Origin of the sequence: Kitasatospora sp. NPDC093550 (genome assembly GCF_044764985.1) — a bacterium.
In the GTDB taxonomy this organism is placed as follows: Bacteria; Actinomycetota; Actinomycetes; order Streptomycetales; family Streptomycetaceae; genus Kitasatospora.
Map to the genome: position 1 here is coordinate 1 of NZ_JBIWJF010000040.1, position 16333 is coordinate 16333.

Annotated in this window: 12 protein-coding genes; 7 read left to right on the top strand and 5 right to left on the bottom strand. The window is 74.8% G+C overall.

Features of this window, described 5'->3' with window-relative positions; genetic code table 11:
- Window positions 1–174: 174 nt before the first annotated feature.
- The 4 genes from ACIRD3_RS36685 (at window position 175) to ACIRD3_RS36700 (ending at window position 6712) form a co-directional block, all read left to right on the top strand.
- On the top strand, window positions 175–801 hold the full coding sequence (locus tag ACIRD3_RS36685; protein WP_402225459.1) for a hypothetical protein: 627 nt from the start codon (window positions 175–177) through the stop codon (window positions 799–801).
- 249 nt (window positions 802–1050) lie between these two features.
- Entirely contained in the window at window positions 1051–3156 is a 2106-nt protein-coding gene (locus ACIRD3_RS36690) for a SpoIIE family protein phosphatase (RefSeq protein ID WP_402225461.1), read from the top strand.
- A gap of 187 nt (window positions 3157–3343) precedes the next feature.
- Window positions 3344–6082 (top strand): SpoIIE family protein phosphatase, encoded by a 2739-nt coding sequence (locus ACIRD3_RS36695; protein WP_402225463.1) that lies wholly within the window; start codon window positions 3344–3346, stop codon window positions 6080–6082.
- Window positions 6083–6178: 96 nt separating this feature from the next.
- The gene (locus ACIRD3_RS36700) at window positions 6179–6712 is read left to right on the top strand and encodes a GrpB family protein (RefSeq protein ID WP_402225466.1); all 534 of its coding nucleotides are present in this window, start codon (window positions 6179–6181) and stop codon (window positions 6710–6712) included.
- A 96-nt stretch (window positions 6713–6808) separates the two neighbouring features.
- On the opposite strand, the gene ACIRD3_RS36705 is transcribed toward ACIRD3_RS36700, so the two are convergent.
- From ACIRD3_RS36705 to ACIRD3_RS36715, 3 genes are all read right to left on the bottom strand, one after another.
- Window positions 6809–8533 carry an urease subunit alpha gene (locus ACIRD3_RS36705; RefSeq protein ID WP_402225468.1) on the bottom strand — a complete coding sequence of 575 codons (1725 nt, stop codon included), beginning with the start codon at window positions 8531–8533 and terminating at the stop codon, window positions 6809–6811.
- Window positions 8530–9270 carry an urease subunit gamma gene (gene ureA, locus ACIRD3_RS36710; RefSeq protein WP_402225471.1) on the bottom strand — a complete coding sequence of 247 codons (741 nt, stop codon included), beginning with the start codon at window positions 9268–9270 and terminating at the stop codon, window positions 8530–8532. Before ureA ends, ACIRD3_RS36705 begins: the two co-directional genes overlap by 4 nt.
- Window positions 9271–9391: 121 nt before the next feature.
- Complete coding sequence (locus tag ACIRD3_RS36715) at window positions 9392–10576, bottom strand: agmatine/peptidylarginine deiminase (RefSeq protein ID WP_402225472.1); 1185 nt, start codon at window positions 10574–10576, stop codon at window positions 9392–9394.
- Window positions 10577–10816: 240 nt separating this feature from the next.
- Here ACIRD3_RS36715 and tatA point away from each other — a divergent pair, with 240 nt between their 5' ends.
- Window positions 10817–11128, top strand: coding sequence for a Sec-independent protein translocase subunit TatA (gene tatA / locus ACIRD3_RS36720; protein ID WP_402225474.1), 312 nt, complete (start codon window positions 10817–10819; stop codon window positions 11126–11128).
- Between the two features lie 58 nt (window positions 11129–11186).
- Here the strand turns inward: tatA and ACIRD3_RS36725 are convergent, their stop codons facing one another.
- Together ACIRD3_RS36725 and ACIRD3_RS36730 are read right to left on the bottom strand one after the other, a co-directional pair.
- A complete protein-coding gene (locus tag ACIRD3_RS36725) occupies window positions 11187–12980 on the bottom strand; it encodes a serine/threonine-protein kinase (protein WP_402225477.1) in 1794 nt (597 codons plus the stop codon).
- A gap of 129 nt (window positions 12981–13109) precedes the next feature.
- Window positions 13110–13682, bottom strand: a complete 573-nt coding sequence (locus tag ACIRD3_RS36730) for a TetR/AcrR family transcriptional regulator (protein WP_402225479.1) — start codon at window positions 13680–13682, stop codon at window positions 13110–13112.
- A gap of 157 nt (window positions 13683–13839) precedes the next feature.
- On the opposite strand from ACIRD3_RS36730, the gene ACIRD3_RS36735 reads away from it, so the two are divergent.
- Both ACIRD3_RS36735 and ACIRD3_RS36740 read left to right on the top strand, forming a co-directional pair.
- A complete protein-coding gene (locus ACIRD3_RS36735) occupies window positions 13840–15051 on the top strand; it encodes an agmatine deiminase family protein (protein WP_402225481.1) in 1212 nt (403 codons plus the stop codon).
- Between the two features lie 264 nt (window positions 15052–15315).
- Window positions 15316–16320 carry an agmatine/peptidylarginine deiminase gene (locus ACIRD3_RS36740; RefSeq protein ID WP_402225483.1) on the top strand — a complete coding sequence of 335 codons (1005 nt, stop codon included), beginning with the start codon at window positions 15316–15318 and terminating at the stop codon, window positions 16318–16320.
- The last annotated feature ends 13 nt before the right edge of the window (window positions 16321–16333 follow it).

Here is a 16333-nt window from a genome sequence, read left to right on the forward strand (position 1 = left end):
AGCTAAGCCTCACAGCGCCGATGGTACTGCAGGGGGGACCCTGTGGGAGAGTAGGACGCCGCCGAACAATCATTCACGAAGAACCCCCATCCGGTGACCGGATGGGGGTTCTTCGCATTTCCGGGCCTTTTCGAAGACCGTGCGGGGGCCGCGCTGCTGGGGGAGCATGCCCTCATGGACATCGAGACGCTCGTGCGGACCCGTCGTGCGCTGCACGTGGTGGCGGAGCTGGTTTTGGCAGGGCCGCAGTACCGAGCCGGCGGCACGATCCGGCTGCGGGCCTGCGCTGGTGGGTTCGCGACCGTCGTCGAGCCGCGGCTGAGGGTGGTCGGCGCGGAGCTGGTCGCGCCCGGGCGGGTGCTGTCCGTCGAGCGGACGACCTGTGCGGCCCTCGGCGAGGCCCTGGGGATCGAGGTCGGTGCTCCGGCCGGGCTGTACCAGGACGGACCGGGCGGAGAGGTCGGTGGCGTGCTGGAGGTGGACCCGGCCGCCGCCCGGTGGCTCGCGCACTGCTTCGCGCTCGGCGATGCCGCGCTGCGCGGGCTGTTCCCGGATGCGGAGCCTGTCATCTGGCCCGAGCACTTCGACATCGGGGTCACCGTCGACGGGGTGAACTACGGCCTCTCGCCGGGTGACGCGTTCCAGCCGGAGCCGTACGCCTACGTCGGCCCGCACGAACCGCGGGAGGGCGCGTTCTGGAACGCCCCGTTCGGTGCCGCGCGGGTGGTCCGTGAGCTCGGCGGTGTCGGTGGCGTCACGGCCTTCCTGGAGCAGGGCCGACGGCTGACTGCGGGCGGCTGACCGGCGCCGGCTGACGGGATCCGACAGGGATCCGACAGGGATCAGACGGGATCCGACGGGACCGACTGAGAGCCGACGGGACGTACCGAGCGGGCCGAGCCACTATGGAAGGGGCCTACGGGCCCACTGGTCGGCTCGAATGGGGTGCTCGCGATGGGCGTGCCGTGGCATCGGGCGCCGGGGCCCGGACACGGGGCCGCCGAGCCCGTCGGGCCCGCCGGGGCCACGGCCGGGAGCGGCCTCGCCGAGGTGGCGAAGGTCCTGCGGTCGGCGCCGGTCCTGCTGGACGCGCACCTCGGCGGGCTCTACCTGCTCTCCGAGGACGGGCAGCTGCTCGAACTGGCCGTGACGCTGGGGGCGGCCCGGCAGTTCACCAGGCCGTGGCAGCGGATCGGCATCACCGCGCCGGTGCCGGTGGCCGAGGCGGTGCGCAGCGGCGAGCCGGTCTGGGTGGGCGGCGCGGAGTCGATGGCGCGCCGGTATCCGAGGGTCGCGGTCGCCATGCCGTACGCGTTCTGCCTGGCGGCCGCTCCGCTGGTCGCGGGCCGGACCACGTACGGGGGCGTGTTCGTGCTCTGGCCCGCCGCGCACCCGCCCGAGCTGTCGCCCTGGGAGCGGAACCGGCTGGACGCGCTGACAGCGGGCCTGGCCGGGGTCCTGGCGGAGGCGGAGCGGTCCGGCCGTCCGGTGCGGGCCGGAGCGAGGCCCGAAGCGGCGGAGGTCGGTCTGGCCGCCCCCGTCCAGGCGATGGCGGCGCGGCTTCCGGAGGGCGTGTGCGACATCGACCTGGACGGCCGACTGTCCGCGGTGACGCCGGCGGCGGCCGAACTGCTGGGCGAGCCGGTCGACCGGCTGCTGGGCCGGAGGCCCTGGGGCGTGGTGCCGTGGCTGCGGGATCCGGTGTACGAGTACCACTACCGGGCCGCGGTGATCAGCGGTCGCGCCAGCTCCTTCGTCGCGCTGCGGCCGCCGGACCGGTGGCTGGCGTTCGAGCTCTTCCCGGATCCCACCGGACTGACCGCCCGGATCGTCCCCGCCGATCCCGCTGACCCTTCGGATGCCGCCCATCCCGCCCATCCCGCCTCTTCGGCGGGTTCGGCCGGTTCGGCCGGGACCGAGGCGCCGTCCGAGCGGGTGCACACGCGGCCCGGGGCGCTGTACCACCTCCTCCACCTGGCCGGTGCGCTGACCGAGGCCGTCACCGTGCAGGACGTGGTGAGCATGGTGTCCGAGCAGATCGTGCCGGCCTTCGGCGGCCGGGCCGTGGCGGTGCTGATGGCCGAAGGGGGCCGCCTGCGGATCGTGGGGCACCGCGGCTACCCGCCCGGGCTGGTCGACCGCTTCGACAGCACCCCGCTGACCGAGCCCACCCCCGGTGTGCAGGCGTCCACCAACCCGGTACCGGCGTACTTCGAGACCCGGGCGGAGCTGGAACGGGTCTACCCGGGCCGCCCGGAGACGCAGGACGGGATGGCCGCCTGGGCCTACCTGCCGCTGGTGACCTCGCGCCGGCTGATCGGCACCTGCGTGCTGGCCTTCGCCGAGCCGCACCACTTCGACCTGGAGGAACGGGCCGTCCTCACCTCGCTCGGCGGGCTGATCGCCCAGGCCCTGGACCGTGCCCGGCTGTACGACACCAAGCTGGGCCTGGCCCACGGCCTGCAGGAGAGCCTGCTGCCCCGGGCGCTGCCGGTCGTGCCGGGGCTGGAGGTCAGTGCCCGCTACCTGCCGTGCACCGAGGGCATGGACGTCGGAGGGGACTTCTACGACCTGATCCGGATCGGGCCGGACAGCGTGGCCGTGGTGATCGGCGACGTCCAGGGCCACAACGTCCACGCCGCCGCGCTGATGGGCCAGGTGCGGACGGCCGTCCGGGCCTTCGCCGCGGCCGACGCCGACCCGAGCACGGTGCTGTGCCGCACCAACCGCCTGCTGAACGACCTGGACACGACGCTGCTGGCCAGTTGCGCCTACCTGCGGGTCGATCTGGCCCGCCGCGAGGCCTGGCTGGCCGACGCCGGGCACCCCGTGCCGCTGCGGTACGGCCCGGACGGCCGGGCGGGCGCGCTGGATCCGCTCATCGGCCTGGTGCTGAACGTCGACCCGGCCGCCGACTACCCGCAGATCAGGGTCGACCTGCCGGTCGGCACCACGCTGGCGCTGTACACCGACGGCCTGGTCGACACGCCCGGCGCGGACCCGGACCAGGCGCTGGCGGACCTCTCCGCCACGCTGGCCCGCCACGGCGACGAACCGCTGGACCGGCTGGCCGACGCCCTGGTCGACCGGGCCGGGCAGGGGCAGCACCGCACCGACGACGTCGCGCTACTACTGATCCGGACCGTCCCACGCTGATCCGGGCCGTCCCACGCAGCTCCTTCCCGCGCTGATCCGCTCCGGTCCGCTCCGGCCCGCGCCGACCCGCTCCGGCCCGCTCCTTCCCGCGCCGGACCGCCCCGCGCCGGCCCGGTTCCGTCCCGCGGTCCCGGGCCGCCCGGCCCGTCCGACGGTGAGCCGGCAGGCGCGGCGGGACCATGGGTGTATGGCGAAAGACACGGGCCCCGACCCCGGGGCCCCGGGCGTGGCGGGTGGTCGTCGGGGGCGGCACCGCGCACGCCCGGTCCCGGGGGATCGTTCGGCGCGGCGTCTGCGGTCGGTGCTGAACATCCGCAGCGTCGCCGGTCAGATGTTCCTCCTCCAGGTGCTGGTGGTGCTGCTGCTCGTGGTGGCGGCGGTCGTCGCGCTGCTGGTCGAGTCCCGCAGCGACCGGTTCGCGGCCGCCCGCGACCGTTCGCTCGCCGCGGCCGAGGCGTTCGCCCACAGCCCCGGTCTGGTGGCGACGATGCAGGGCCCCGATCCGAGCGCGGTGCTGCAGCCGCTGACCGAAGCGGCCCGCAAGGACGCCCAGGTGGACTTCATCGTGGTGACCGACCGCAACGGCATCCGGTTCACCCACCCCGAGCCGGAGCAGATCGGCAAGAAGTTCGTCGGCACCATCGGGCCGTCGCTGGAGGGCCGGGTCACCGTCGAGCAGGTGCACGGGCCGCTGGGCCTGGAGTACCAGGTGGTGGTCCCGGTGGAGGACACCCACGGCGGGGTCGTGGGCATCGTGTCGGCCGGGATGAAGGTCGCCAACGTGAGCAGCGCGATCGACCGCCAGCTGCCGGTCGTGCTGGGGGCGGGTGCGGCCGCGCTGGGCCTGGCCACGGCCGGAACGGCGCTGGCGGGCCGGCGTCTCCTGCGGCAGACCCACGGGTTGGGGCCGGAGGAGATGACCAGGATGTACGAGCACCACGACGCGGTGCTCCATGCGGTGCGCGAGGGCGTGACCATCGTCAGCGGGGACGGCCGGGTCCTGCTCGCCAACGACGAGGCGCGCCGGCTCCTGGACCTGCCCCCCGACGCGGAGGGGCGGGCCGTCTCCGACCTCGGCCTCGCTCCCCGGACGGCGGCTCTGCTGCGGTCCGCCGACGCGGTCACCGACGAGGTGCTCCCGGTGGGCGAGCGGCTGCTGGCCGTCAACCACCGGCCCACCGACACCGGCGGAGGCCCGCCCGGCAGCGTCACCACCCTGCGCGACTCCACCGAACTGCGCGCCCTGGCGGGGAAGGCCGAGGTCGCCCGCGGCCGGCTCAGGCTGCTGTACGACGCGAGCCTGGCCATCGGCACCACCCTGGACGTCCGGCACACCGCCGAGGAGCTCGCCGCGATGGCCTCCCGGGAGTTCTGCGACTACGCCACCGTCGACCTCGCCGACGCCGTCCTGCTCGGCGAGGAACCGCCGACCCTGGCCGCCGGTGCCGAGGTGGAGCTGCGACGGGTGGCGCTGGCGGGCATCCGGGACGACTCGCCGCTGTACCCGCAGGGGACGTTCGTCCGGTGGGCGGGCAGCACCCCGCAGGCGGCGGGCTTCGTCAGCGGGCGGCCCTCGCTGGTCCCGGAGCTGGCGACCGACGCCGGCTGGCGCGAGCAGGACGTCGAGCTGACCCAGGCGGTGCTGGAGTTCGGCCTGGCGTCGCTGATCGCCGTCCCGCTGACGGCGCGCGGCGTGCTGATGGGCGTCGCCTGCTTCTGGCGCGGCCGGGACCGGGACCCGTTCGACGAGGACGACCTGACCCTGGCCGAGGAGCTCGCCGCCCGGGCCGCCGTGTCCGTGGACAACGCCCGCCGCTACACCCGCGAGCACACCATGGCCGTCACCTTGCAGCACAGCCTGCTGCCGCGCGCACTGCCCGAGCAGAACGCCCTCGACGTCGCCCACCGCTACCTGCCCGCCCAGGCGGGGGTCGGCGGGGACTGGTTCGACGTCATCCCGCTGCCCGGCGCGCGGGTCGCGCTGGTCGTCGGCGACGTGGTCGGCCACGGCGTGCACGCGGCCGCCACCATGGGCCGCCTGCGCACCGCCGTGCAGAACTTCTCCACCCTCGACCTGCCGCCGGACGAGCTCCTCGGGCACCTGGACGACCTGGTCGCCCACCTGGACCAGGAGGCGGCCGCCGCCGGCGGCGAGCCGACGATCACCGGCGCCACCTGCCTCTACGCGATCTACGACCCCAGTACGGCGACCTGTGCGCTGGCCCGGGCCGGCCACCCGCCGCCGGCCCTCCTCCACCCCGACGGCACCGTGGAACTGCTCGGCCTGCCGGACGGTCCGCCGCTCGGCCTGGGCGGGATGCCCTTCGAGGCCGTGGAGCTGCGGCTGTCGCCCGGCAGCAGCCTGGTCCTCTACACGGATGGTCTGGTGGAGGACCGCACCCGCGACATCGGGGTCGGGCTGGACGTCCTCACCACCGTGCTGGCCCGGCCCGGCCGGTCGCCCCAGGAGATCTGCGAGGCCGTGCTCGACGCCCTGCTGCCCGGCCGCCAGAGCGACGACATCGCCCTCCTCGTCGCCCGCACCCGGGTGCTGGAGGCCGACCGGATCGCCGAGTGGGAGGTGGCTTCGGCGCCGGAGGCGGTGGCCGAGGTCCGGGCCCGGGCCACCCGGAAGCTCGCCGAGTGGGGCCTGGACGAGGCCGCCTTCGTCACCGAACTGGTGCTCAGCGAGCTGGTGACCAATGCCATCCGGTACGCGGCCGAACCGATCGGGGTGCGACTGCTGTACGACCGCACGCTGATCTGCGAGGTCTCCGACGCCGCCGGCACCGCCCCGCACCTGCGCTACGCGGTCGCGGACGACGAGGGCGGCCGCGGCCTGTTCCTGGTCGCCCGGCTCACCGAGCGCTGGGGCGTGCGGTACACCGCCGAGGGCAAGATCATCTGGTCCGAGCAGTTCCTCTGAGTAGTTCCTCTGAGTAGTTCCTCTGACGCCGTTCCCGCACCGCTGCCCCGCACCGCTGGCCCGCCGCACCGGGCCGGTGGCCGGTAGCCTCCCGGCATGCCGAACAGCGCCCCGGGGCTCGACGAACCGATCCACCTCCTCCCGTACGACCCGGCCTGGGCCGATCAGGGCAGGGCCCTGGTGACGCGGCTCGCGGCCGGGCTGCGGGAGCGCGCGCTCACGGCCGGGGTGGAGCACATCGGCTCGACGTCGGTGCCCGGCCTGTCCGCTAAACCGGTGCTCGACGTCCAGATCGGCTGCGCCGCTGCGGACACCGACGCGGTGGCCGGGTACGTCCGGGCCCTCGGCTTCGAGGACCTCGGCGAGGCCGGTGTTCCCGGCCGGCGCTACCTGCGGCGCAGGCGGCCGGAGGCCTCGGCGAACGTCCACGTGGTCGAGCTGGACGGCCCGCTGTGGACCGACAACCTGCTGTTCCGCGACCACCTCCGGGCCCACCCGGCCGCCTCCGCCCGCTACGCGCGCGCCAAGCGCGACGCGGCCGGGGCCACCGGCCGGCTGCTCGCCTACTCCGCGCACAAGGCGGCGACGGTGGCCGCGCTGATGGCGGAAGCGCGCTCCGCGGCACGCTGAGCCGCCCGATTGCCGGCCGTCGCCTTCTCCTTCGCCCGCGCCTGTGCGGCACGGGCCGCCCGGCCCGTGCCGCACAGGCGCGGGCGGGGGACGGGCTCAGAGGAAGTAGAGCCGGTTCAGCGCGACCTCCTCGGCGGGGTCGGACTGCAGCGGGGTGCCGTCGAGGGTGACCAGCCCCCGCTCGCCGTCGACGAGGATGTCGCCGAGGCGGGTGTTGCGGACCAGGTCGGCGGGCCCGATGCCGCGGGTGTGCCGGACGGCGACCCGGCGACGGCGGGTGGTCATGCTGTCGTACGGACGGTCGTGGGCGCCGGCTTCGGCGGCGGCGCGGCTGGTGAAGGCCACGGAGAGGTCCGCCGGGGTGGCGCCGTGGGCGCCGAACAGGGGCCCCAGGACCAGGGGTTGGCAGGTCTCGGTGGCGGCGTTCGGGTCGCCGGTGACGCCGTAGGCGGGGAAGCCGGCTTTGAGGACGAGCTGCGGCTTGGCGCCGAAGTGGTCCGGGCGCCAGAGCACGATGTCGGCGAGCTTGCCGACCTCGATCGAGCCGACCTCGTGCGAAAGGCCGTGCGCGATGGCGGGGTTGACGGTCAGCTTGGCGATGTAGCGCAGCACCCGCTGGTTGTCGTCGTCCGGGCCGTCGCCCTCCATCGGGCCCCGTTCGGCCTTCATCTTGCCGGCCATGGCGAAGGTGCGGCGCACGGTCTCGCCGGCCCGGCCCATGCCCTGGGCGTCGGAGGAGGTGATGCCGATCGCGCCGAGGTCGTGCAGCACGTCCTCGGCGCCCATGGTGCCGGCCCGGATCCGGTCGCGGGCCATCGCGGCGTCGCCGGGCAGGTCGGTCTTGAGACCGTGGACGGAGACGATCATGCCGTAGTGCTCGGCGACCGCGTCCCGGCCGAACGGCAGGGTGGGGTTGGTGGAGGAGCCGATGACGTTCGGCACGCCCGCCATCTTCAGTACGTTGGGGACGTGCCCGCCGCCGCAGCCCTCGATGTGGAAGGCGTGGATGGTCCGGCCCTCCAGCACCTTCAGGGTGTCCTCGACCGACAGGCACTCGTTCAACCCGTCGGTGTGCAGGGCCACTTGGACGTCATGGACCTCGGCCACGGACAGTGCGGTGTCCAGCGCGCGGGTGTGCGCGCCCATGTCCTCGTGCACCTTGAAGCCGCAGGCGCCGCCCTCGGCCAGCGCCTCCACCAGCGGGGCCGGGTGGGAGGACGAACCGCGGCCCAGGAAGCCGATGTTGACCGGCCAGGCGTCGAAGGCGTTGAACGCGTGGCGCAGTGCCCAGGGCGAGTTGACGCCGACGCCCCAGGCCGGGCCGAACTCCTGGCCGATGATCGTGGTGACGCCGGAGGCCAGCGAGGCCTCCATGATCCGGGGGGACATCAGGTGCACATGGGTGTCGATGGCCCCGGCGGTCGCGATCAGCCCCTCGCCGGAGACGATCGCCGTCCCGGTGCCGACCACGACCTCCACGCCGTCCAGGGTGTCCGGGTTGCCGGCCCGGCCGATCGAGGCGATGCGGCCCTCCCGGATGCCGATCGAGGTCTTGCGGATGCCCTGGACCGCGTCGATCACCAGGACGTTGCTGATCACCAGGTCGCAGGTCTCGCGGACGGCGGCGGCCTTGAGGTGCAGGCCGTCGCGGGCGGTCTTGCCGAAGCCGACCAGGAACTCGTCCCCCGGCTGCTGGGAATCGGACTCGACGCGGACGACCAGTCCGCTGTCGCCGAGCCGGACCCGGTCCCCGGCGCGCGGGCCGTGCACGGCGGTGTACTCGGCGGCCTCGAACCCGGAGGCCCCGGTGCTGCTGCTCACGGCTGGTTCTCCTGTCGCTCGTCGTCGGCCGCCCCCGGTCGGCCGTCCTGGTCGGCCGGGGCCCCGAGGTAGCCCTGCTCGGCCGCCCGGCGCATCGCCTCGCGCCGGACCCGGGGCGAGTCCAGCGGGCCGTCCACCAGCCCGGCGAAGCCGATCGCGACCCGCTCGCCGCCGATCGGCACCAGGCCGACCTCGACGGTGGCGCCCGGGTCGAAGCGCACCGAGGAGCCGGCCGGCACGGCCAGGTGCATCCCGTACGCGGCGGCGCGGTCGAAGGCCAGGCGCGGGTTGGCTTCGAAGAAGTGGAAGTGCGAGGTGACCGAGACCGGGACGTCGGCGGTGTTGCGCACGGCCACCGTGCGCACCGCCGCCCGCCCGGGCTCGGAACGGTGGTCGAGGAGCACGGCGCCGGGGGCCGCCGGGCCGAGGCCGCCGCCCCCGAACGGGTCGGCGATGACGGCGAGTCGGGTGCCGTCCTCGAACACCGCCTCGACGTGGATCTCGGTGACGAGGTCCGGCACTCCGGGCAGCACGTCGTCGGGGGAGAGGGCGGCGCGGCCGCGGGCCACGGCCTCGGCCAGCCGGAGGCCGTCGCGGGCGGCCTCGCAGACGGCGTCCGAGATCACCGCGATCGCCTCGGGGACGTTGAGCCGCAGGCCGCGGGCGCGGCGGGCACGGGCGAGTTCGGCTGCGGTGAAGATCAGCAGCCGGTCGCGTTCGGTGGGGGTCAGCTGCACGGGGGTCCCTTCTCCCTCGGTGCGGTGCGGTGCGGTGCGGCGGGCCGGCGGGCCGGCGGGTCGGCGCGGCGCAGGCCGGTGCGTACGGGGCGGGGCGGCCGGGTAGCCCGGCCGTGCCCGGTCAGCCGGCCGGCTGGTCGTGGGTGGAGCAGTGGATGCCCCCGCCGCCGGAGGCGATGGTGTCGATCTGCAGGGGGACGATCTCGCGGCTCGGGAACTGCTCCCGGAAGACGTCCTGGGCGTGCCCGTCGGCCCGGTCGTCGCCGAACCGCGGCAGGTAGACGCCCTTGTCGCCGATGTAGAAGTTCATGTACGAGGAGACGAAGGCGTCGCCGCGGCCGGTGATCCTGTCCGGGTCCGGCTGGCTGATCTCGATGACCTTGAGCCGCTTGCCGGCGGCGTCGGTGGCCTCGGCGAGGACGGCGCGGGCCTGGTCGGCCGAACGGGACCAGACGTCGGGCGGGGTGCCGGGGAAGGCCCGGTCCAGGAAGACCACGCCGGGGGCGGCGAAACGGGCCAGGCAGTCGACGTGGGCGTCGGTGATGTCTTTGCCCCTGACGCCCGCGAGCCAGATCACCTTGGTGAGGCCCAGCACCTTCTTGAGCTCCGCCTCGATCTCGTCCCGGGTACGGCCCGGGTTGCGGTTGTCGTTGACGACGGAGCTCTCCGTCACCAGCAGGGTGCCCTGGCCGTCGGTCTCGAAGGAGCCGCCCTCGGCGGTGATCGGGGTCTCGATCCGCTCGATCCCGTACTTCTCCAGGACGGTGCGGGCGATCCGGGTGTCGTCGCCGTGCTCCTGCTTGCCGCCCCAGCCGCTGAAGTTGAAGTCGACGCCCTTGACCTTGCCGTTCTCCTCCACGAAGACCGGCACGGTGTCGCGGGCCCAGAGGTCGTTCACCGGGACGGAGAGCAGCTCGACGTCCGAACCGCAGGCGTTGCGCGCCGAGGCCTCCTGGCCGGGGCGCACCAGCATGACCAGCGGCTCGCGCTCCCCGATCGCCCGGGCCACCGTGGCGATGTCCCGGCGGACGCCCCCGAGTTGCTCGCCCCAGACGTGCTCGGAGGCGGGCCAGGCCATGAAGGTCCGCTCGTGCTTCTCCCACTCGCCGCCGAGCCGCCGGCCACGCGCGGGGTTGCCGCCGGGCGCCGGGGCCGGGGCGTCGCCGGTCGGGCCGCCCGCCGCCGGGGAGCCGGGGTCGGCCGGGTCGTCGCCGGTGGCCGCGCAGGCGGTCGCGCCGAGGGCGAGCAGGCCGGCGCCGGCCAGGGAACGCAGCACCGCCCGGCGGGCGAGGGGGGCGTGGGACACAGTGAACTCCGGTGGGGCTGAGGGTGGTTCGGTCCGGCGCGCGGAGCGGGAATCCGATGACGGGGCGCGCGGCGCCGGGCGGCGGCGGGCAGGGAGCCCGGCAGCGCCGGAACTGAACTGTCGCATTGACTGAAAAATCAGTCAAGCTTTACGGTGAACTCACCCAAACCACCCCGAGACGACCCGGGCCGCCGACCGGACGGCCCCGGTCACGACGATGAAAGGCCGGGTGAGGCGGCGATGCTGCGCAATGGTCTGGAGCCCTGGCACCTGCTGGTGATGGTGGCCGTGCTGGTGCTGCTGTTCGGTTCCAAGAAGCTGCCCGAGATGGCGCGCGGACTGGGGAAGTCGATGCGGATCCTGAAGGCCGAGACGGCCGCGATGCGGGAGGCGGACGTACCCGCCCCCGGCCCGGGCGAGCAGGCGGGGACGACGGGTGAGGCCGTCAAGCCGGCCGAGCCGGTGAAGGCGGCCGAGCCCGTCAGGACGGTCGAGGCCGTGAAGCCGGTCGAGGCCGTGAAGCCGGCCGAACCGGGCAGGCGGCCGGTCTGACCGCCGGAGCCCGTGAGAGCCGTCGTTCCCCGCACCCCGGTGCCGGGAACGACGGCTCTCAGCCGTTGCGGCGGTAGCGGTCCACGGACACCCTGACCGGCCCGTCCGTGCCCGCCGTCGACAGCACCCGGACGACGGCCAGGTCCCGGCCGTCCGCGGACCGGACGCAGAAGGCGCCGTGCGGTCCGACGGAGGCGAACGGGATCCGGCCGGCCGGGCGACTGCCCAGCCCCTTGACGCACTCGGCGACGCCCAGCCCGGCGTCCTGGCCGATGAAGGTGTCGGCGGTGTCCGGGACGAGGAACTCGCTCTCGCCGCGGGCGACGTACCAGGCGGCGCTGTCGGTGGGGACCACGGTGCCGGTGGTGAGGTCGAACTCGTAGCCGGAGTCCGCCGAGGTCAGCTCGACGGCGCGGTAGACGGGGGCGTAGTCGGCGGCGGGCCCGGGCGGGGTCGCGGTGGGCGGCGAGGCGGGGCCCGGCGTGCCCGGGGTCGAGCGGGCCGGGGTCGGCGATCCGGCCGGAGCGGCGGGGGCGGTCGGACCGCCCGGCACGGCGCCGGCGGACACCGGGGCGTCGGCGGTCGCGGCGTCCACCGGCTCCTCGTCGTCGAGCAGGAGGACCGCCGCCGCGGCGCCGACGGTCAGGGCGACGGCGGCGGTCAGCACCGTCCGCCCGAGGGAGCGGCGACGGCCGTCGGCCCGCCGGGCGCCGTCGCGCGGGGCCCTCCGGGCGGCGGCCGGCGCAGCGGCGGCGAGGGTCGGGGGTGCGGGCGCGGGTACGGGGGCGAGCACGGTGGGCGCCGGCGCCGACGCGGGGGCGAGGACCGTCCGGGCCGAGGCCCAGCCGGGCTCGGCAGCCTGACCACCACCGCTGCCGCTGCCGGTGCCGCCGTCGGCGCCGTTCCCGGCGGCCTCGGCGGGCACCTGCGGCAGCTCGGCGTGCCGGGTGATCTGGCTGGTCAGCGGGTGCGGAAGCCAGTCCTCGCCGAACCGCAGGTGCCCGCCGACGGCCGGGTGGTCGCGGGCGGCGGCGATCACCTCGGCGGTGGTCGGGCGGTCCTCGGGCCGCTTGGCGAGGCAGGCCAGCAGCAGCGCGTGCAGGCCCGGCGGTACCCGGTCGAGGTCGGGGGCCTCGTGGACGGTCCGGTAGAGCGTGGCCGGGTCCGGCCCGTCCCCGAAGGGCGGGGCGCCGCCGGCCACGTGGACGGCGAGGGCGCCCAGGGCGTAGACGTCGGTGGCCGGGGTCGCGGGCCGGCCGGTGGCCTGCTCGGGCGCCATGTAGGAGGGTGAGCCGATGCGCAGTCCGGTGCCGGTGAGCGCGGCGGCGTCGGCGGCCCGGGCGATGCCGAAGTCGATCACCCGGGGGCCGTCGGAGGCGATCAGCACGTTCCCCGGCTTGAGGTCGCGGTGCACCACCCCGGTGGCGTGGATCGCCTGCAGCGCCTCGGCGATGCCGGCCATCAGCAGCAGGACGGTCCGCTCGGGGAGCGGGCCGAAGGCCCGCACCACCTGCTGGAGGGAGGGGCCGGGTACGTAGGTGGTGGCCAGCCACGGAGTGGCGGCGTCCACGCCCGCGTCGACGACCTGGGCGGTGAACAGTCCGTGGATGCGCCGGGCGCTGGCCACCTCCTGGGCGAAGCGGGCCCGGAACTCCGGGTCCTCGGCCAGCTCGGGGCGCACCACCTTGAGCGCCACCGGCCGGCCGCCCGGGGTGTACGAGAGGTAGACCCGGCCCATGCCGCCGGCGCCGAGCCGCGCGTAGAGTCGGTGGCCGCCGACCTCGCGCGGGTCGTCCGGAGTGAGCGCCTGGAAGACCGGCTGGAGGGCGAAGGGGGATCGGTCAGCGGACATGCGGGCTGCCTCTCGACGGACAGGGAGGGTGCGGCGCCGGCCCGGACGGCACGGGCGGCGCGGATGGTGCGGCAGAGTTTAGAGGTTCCCTCAGGATCGTCCGAATCCACCCCCACCAGCGCGGACGTCCTAGGTGTGGTCCAACTCGGCGGCGATGGCCCCGCGCAGCAGCAGGCGGGCGTGCTCGACCGGCAGCGAGCCGCTGAGCCAGCGCACGCTCAGGCCCTCGACGAGGGCGGTCAGCCGCTCGGCGGCGGCCGCGTGCGCCGGGGCGGTGCCGCCGGGGTCGGCCCGGGCGAGCAGCTCGGCGATGTCGTGCACCCAGGTGTGGGTGGTCCGCGCGAGGTCCGTGCGCAGCTCCGGGTCGAAGACCGCGGTGGCCCTCAACTCGCCCCAGGCGGTGCTGTTCTCGCGCACGTCATCGGTGTCCTGGAGCTCCAGGAGCAGCACCTGTTCCAGGTCGGCGCGGGGGTCCTCGGTCCGGGGCGCAGGGTCCGGTTCGGCCGTGTAGTGGTCGGCGCGGTCGCTGATGAAGTCGAGGGTCCGGCGCAGCAGGCCGGCCCGGTCGGTGAAGTGGTAGTAGATCAGCGAGGTGGACACCCCGGCCTCGGTGGCCAGTTCCCCCACGCGGAGTCCGCGGACGCCCCGGCGGGCGATCACGCGGGTGGCGGCCTTGAGTATTTCCGTCCGACGATCCGACATGGGCGCCCACTCTAGGTGCTTCGTGGCCGGTCAAGCCAGCTTCCTGATGATCGTTTCAGGGTTTTCGTCGAGTCCTGCACCGAAAGCTTGACTGAATTTTCAGTACAGTGGAGGATGCGGGGCAACCCCCCACCTCCCACCTCATCCAGGGAGCGCCATGCACACCCCCACGCCCTCACGACGTGATCTGCTCCGGCTGGGCGCCGCCGCCGTCCCCCTGATCGCCCTGGGCGCGGCCCTCCCGGCCACCGCCCGGGCCGCGACCGCCGAGAACACCGCCGCGAACACTGCGGAGAACACCGCCGCCGCCCCCGCCGCCGGCGGCACCGCGCGGCTGCGGATGCCCGCCGAGAGCGACCGGCACGACCGCACCTTCATGGCCTGGCCGGCCCTGTCCTCGATCTGGCGGACCCAGCTGTCCGCGGTCCGGGACGACATCGCCACGATCGCCTACGAGATCTCCCGCTACGAACCGGTGGTCGTGGTCGCCCGCCCCGGACAGGCGGCCGACGCGCGCTACTACTGCGGCGCCGGCGCCTACTACCCGATCACCGTGGTCGAGATCTCCAACGACGACCTGTGGATCCGCGACTTCGGTCCGACCTTCCTGGTCGGGCCGGGAGCCGTCGCCGGTGTCGACACCAACTTCAACGGCTGGGGCAAGACCGGCACGCCCTACTACCAGCGCTACACCGAGGACGCCGCGGTCGCGGCCGCGCTCCTCGCCCGGTACGGCATCGACCGCGTCCGGGCGCCCTTCGTCGGCGAGGGCGGCGCCCTGGAGACGGACGGCCAGGGCACGCTGCTGGCGACCGTCAGCTCGCTGGTGAACCCCAACCGCAACCCGGGGATGTCGCAGGACCAGGTCGAGCAGGCGCTGAAGACGACGCTCGGGATGGACAAGGTGATCTGGCTGGCCGGTCTGGCCGGTCAGGACATCACCGACGACCACATCGACTGCCTGGCGCGCTTCACCGCCCCCGGGCGGGTCATCCTCGACCAGCCGGGCCCCGGTACCGCCCGGATCTGGATCGACGTCTACGAGCAGGCCAAGCAGGTCCTGCGGAGCGCCACCGACGCCCAGGGCCGCCCGCTGACCGTGGTGGAGCTGCCCGGTCCCGACCGCGCGCGGATCCGCGGCCGCGGCAACGACTTCCTCTCCAGCTACACCAACTTCTACGTCGCCAACGGCGCGGTGTTCGTGCCCCAGTTCGGCGACGCGTACGCCGACGGGCTGGCCCAGTCGATCCTCCGGGCCGAGTTCCCGGGCCGCGACGTCGTCCAGCTGAACATCGACAACATCGCCTCCGGCGGTGGCGGCATCCACTGCGCCACCCAGTCCCAGCCGGCCGTTCCGCCGGCGCTCTGAGACCCCCCTGGCGGCCCGTCCGGATCCCCACGGGGACGGGCCGCCAGGGCTTCCGCTCCACCACCCTCCCTCCCGACCGGCCGGTGCACCGGGCGAGCCGGGTGCCCCCGGGCACCCCGGTACGCCGGACGCGACGCACCGAGCGCCCGAGCGCCGCCGGACGCGACGCACCGAGCGCCCAGCGCCGCCGGACGCGACGCACCGAGCGCCCCGCAGCGCCTGCCCGCACCGGCCCGGTCGGGCCCCGAGCAAAAGAGGTTTCCCGTGACGTACCGCATGCCCGCCGAGTGGACCGCGCACGACGGCTGCCTGATGGCCTGGCCCGTCCGCCCGGACCTGTGGGGCGACACCCTGGACGAGGTGCAGCGCGAGTACGCGGCGGTCGCCCGCGCCGTCGCCGAGTTCGAGCCGGTCACCATGGTGGCGCCGCCCGGCCACGGCGAGGAGGCGGGCGCCCGCTGCGGCGGCGGGGTCAGCGTGATCGAACTCCCCACCGACGACTCGTGGTTCCGCGACTCCGCGCCGATCTTCGTCCTCGACCCGGAGGGCCGCCGGGCCGGCGTGGACTTCCGCTTCAACGCCTGGGGCGGCAAGCACCACCCCTGGGACACCGACGACCGGATCGGCGGCCTGCTGCTGGACCACCTCGGGACCCCGGCGATCCGTTCCGAGATGATCCTCGAGGGCGGCGCGATCACCGTCGACGGCGAGGGCACGCTGATCACCACCGAGCAGTGCCTGCTGCACCCCAACCGCAACCCGGGGATGAGCCGGGAGGAGATCGAGGACGAGCTGAAGGCGCGCCTCGGCGTCACCAAGGTGATCTGGCTGCCCTACGGCGGCGCGCTGGACACCGAGACCGACGGCCACGTGGACGGCGTCTGCGCCTTCGTCGCCCCCGGCAAGGTCGTGGTGCAGCTCCCGGCCGACCCCGAGCACCCGGACTACGTGCGGATGCGGGCCAACCGCGCCGTGCTGGAGCACTCCACCGACGCCCAGGGCCGGCCCTTCGAGATCGTCGACCTGCCGCAGGCCGCCTTCGTCGAGGTGGACGGCCGCGAGGTCGAGGTGGGGTACCTCAACTTCTACCTGGCCAACGGCGGTGTCGTCGTCCCGGTCGCCGACCACCCCGAGGACGAGGGGGCGCTGGCGGTGCTCGCCGCCGCCTGCCCGGACCGCAAGGTGGTCGGCGTGCGGGCCCGGGTGATCGCCTACGGCGGCGGCGGAGTCCACTGCATCACCCAGCAGATCCCGGCCGCCCGCGCCTGACCCCCCACGCCAG